Below are 2,343 nucleotides of genomic sequence, written 5' to 3'. Positions count from 1 at the left end.
AACTGACCTTTTTCAGCGACATTACGGCATGGAATATACTCACCTGAAACAATAACCCCGCAACATTCTGCGGCGAAACATTGTTCAGCATGAGATAGAATCGCTGCTTTAAGTTTTTTATTTAATTTCATATTTACACCATCGAAGATGCAGGGAATCCACCAAAATGAAGCTCATTCTCTCGGCAACGACAGCCTGATGTTCGATAGTTACATCGATCTAAAGCTGGATTGTCTGTAGGCTCATCTTTTTCAGTAAACATTGCAGAACCGATATAGCCACATTCTTCACTTCGATATTCCCAGTTGCAGTAGTTTGAGATTTGCCGTGTAGGGATTTTTAGCCCTTCAAAATCCACTGGATTAGAAAGTTCAAATGTCACTTGCTGAGCATTTTCAGAAGTCTTTTGTTCAATGAACCAAATCTGCTCGCGCTTCTCGCTTGGATTAGCCGAGGCATTACCAGCACTAAAGTTTTCAGCATCAAGATATTTGGCTAATGTGGTAATGACTTTGATTTTTACACCAGCAAAATCACCAAACTGTAAACAATATGCAGTTACCGCACCTTGAATGCCTTTGATGTTATTTGCCATGCTAAGAGTGGGTGATGAAGCTTTACCATCACTGCGCATTTCTAGACCATCGACTTGTAATGCCATTGGTTCATAGGTCTGACCATTAAAAATAATATTACGATGCCATACTTTCTCATCTCCAATATCAAACACCTTACCGATTGAGCCAGTATCTGCACCCATCAAACCATCTGATCCAATTGACGAATAAATCTTTTCCCAATCTTGAAAAGCGATATGACCATGAAAACGCAAAATGCCAGCACCTAAAGTACTAGCGTCTAACTCAAATAGTGTGATTAATCCATCTACATATAGCTTTTGAAAATCACTGTTCAGAGTCATTTTTCAATGCCTCCGCTACAGCTTGAGCCAAGTTAGTTGGTTGAAAATCTGCAGGTGTATTTGAAATTTCAATTTCAGGCTTTGGTAATTCTTTTAATCGAATGTCGATCCAACGCCCCATTGGAATATCACGAGGCTTTTCAAGATTAGGGACAATATCACCTGTTTCTTCATCAAACTTTTTAGCAAAGGTTTTAACTTCAATGGTTTTATCTTCAAGTTGCTGATATTGCATGGCTACCAAAACATTTCCATTAGCATCTTTTGGCATCTCGATATACCAGCCATTAACAGAGAAACCTTCTGTATTTTTTAACAGGTAATGACCAATATCTACTTTTTCAAATACAGGTTCTTGTTCTAATGCCTCATCATTGGGTTCTATTTTTTCCGCAAAAAGCTTAACAATGGGTGAAGCTGCTTTAATAAAGCCATTTGAATCAGTAGATGTATTTGAACTTGTTAAAAACTTGAACCAAGCACCCCATGTTGTTGCGCTAGATGCTGAGCGAATGTAATGGTTTTTTCCATCAACACCTGAAAATATTTGCCAACTATATGAATAATTGTTATTTGTAATGTGATAACCCCGAATCGCACCATATCCCTCTGGAGTTCCACTACCTTGCCCATTATTTACATTGTAATAGCAATCATACCCACCACCTTTACCTGCTAAAAAGTTATAGAGCTCTGTTGGGTTTTTCGGAGAAACATCAGACATTAATAAATCACCAATAATCTTTTTACCAACCCCAAAAGCCCCTACCTCCATTACATTGCCAGCAGCTGTACCTACATAACGACTTGCAGCATGCGTACTATTAGTGAAGTTTTCATTTACTTTTGTACCAGTAGAGCGAAAAGTGTCACCACCTGCGCCACTCGGTGCAGTGCCTAAATTAATTGTTTGAATAGTCATATTTTTCTCACTAAAAAGCCCCAACAAGTGGGGCGTGAAGTTAATTAGATTTAAGGGTAGAAAACTTGGGTGAAGGTTGTGGAGATAGTCCAGATCATTCCACCTACTTGACTAGGTGTATAGCTTGTATCTGTTTTAACTCTCACCTCACCATCCAATGGAGAAATCCATAGAAATGAATCAGCCCCTTTATGTCGATCAAAAAAAGCTTTGATTTGAAGAATCTCTTCCTTGGTAGATGTGAATTTGTAAGGCCACTCCCCCTTTTTATTGTTGATGCCTACTGAGATATTCTGTTCGTAGCCATCACCAAATTTTGAAGTCAAGATATTAAAGTTTTGTTTACCTGAGTTTCCATCTAGATCACATGGAAATGTAAATTTTTCATTGCTCATAAATTGCGTCCAATAAAAAACCCACTCAGGTGAGTGGGTAAGAATTTGTTAAACAAATTAAATTTAAAGTTTTTCTACAAAAGCTGCATCAATCAACTTATGAC

General features: G+C 38.0%; 3 protein-coding genes and 1 pseudogene. All 4 read right to left on the bottom strand.

The features are described 5' to 3' along the window. Nucleotides 1–131: pseudogene (locus tag ACG9ZL_RS20820) on the bottom strand (C40 family peptidase); the annotation flags it as partial. 2 nt (nucleotides 132–133) lie between these two features. Beyond that, nucleotides 134–922 carry a phage minor tail protein L gene (locus tag ACG9ZL_RS20815; RefSeq protein ID WP_419361752.1) on the bottom strand — a complete coding sequence of 263 codons (789 nt, stop codon included), beginning with the start codon at nucleotides 920–922 and terminating at the stop codon, nucleotides 134–136. After that, nucleotides 906–1,844, bottom strand: a complete 939-nt coding sequence (locus ACG9ZL_RS20810) for a pyocin knob domain-containing protein (RefSeq protein ID WP_419361750.1) — start codon at nucleotides 1,842–1,844, stop codon at nucleotides 906–908. The genes ACG9ZL_RS20815 and ACG9ZL_RS20810 overlap by 17 nt, the downstream gene beginning before the upstream one ends. A gap of 50 nt (nucleotides 1,845–1,894) precedes the next feature. Further along, nucleotides 1,895–2,239, bottom strand: coding sequence for a phage tail protein (locus tag ACG9ZL_RS20805; protein WP_419361748.1), 345 nt, complete (start codon nucleotides 2,237–2,239; stop codon nucleotides 1,895–1,897). Between the last annotated feature and the right edge of the window lie 104 nt (nucleotides 2,240–2,343).

The organism is Acinetobacter legionensis, from assembly GCF_048551735.1.
Classification (GTDB): domain Bacteria; phylum Pseudomonadota; class Gammaproteobacteria; order Pseudomonadales; family Moraxellaceae; genus Acinetobacter.
Note: the sequence above shows the minus strand (reverse complement) of the source record. Positions and strands in the feature narration are given on the sequence as shown.

Excerpts from the sequence above, each read along its gene's own strand:
- ACG9ZL_RS20815 (WP_419361752.1), bottom strand. The coding sequence starts at position 922 with ATGACTCTGAACAGTGATTTTCAAAAGCTATATGTAGATGGATTAATC.
- ACG9ZL_RS20810 (WP_419361750.1), bottom strand. The coding sequence starts at position 1,844 with ATGACTATTCAAACAATTAATTTAGGCACTGCACCGAGTGGCGCAGGT.
- ACG9ZL_RS20805 (WP_419361748.1), bottom strand. The coding sequence starts at position 2,239 with ATGAGCAATGAAAAATTTACATTTCCATGTGATCTAGATGGAAACTCA.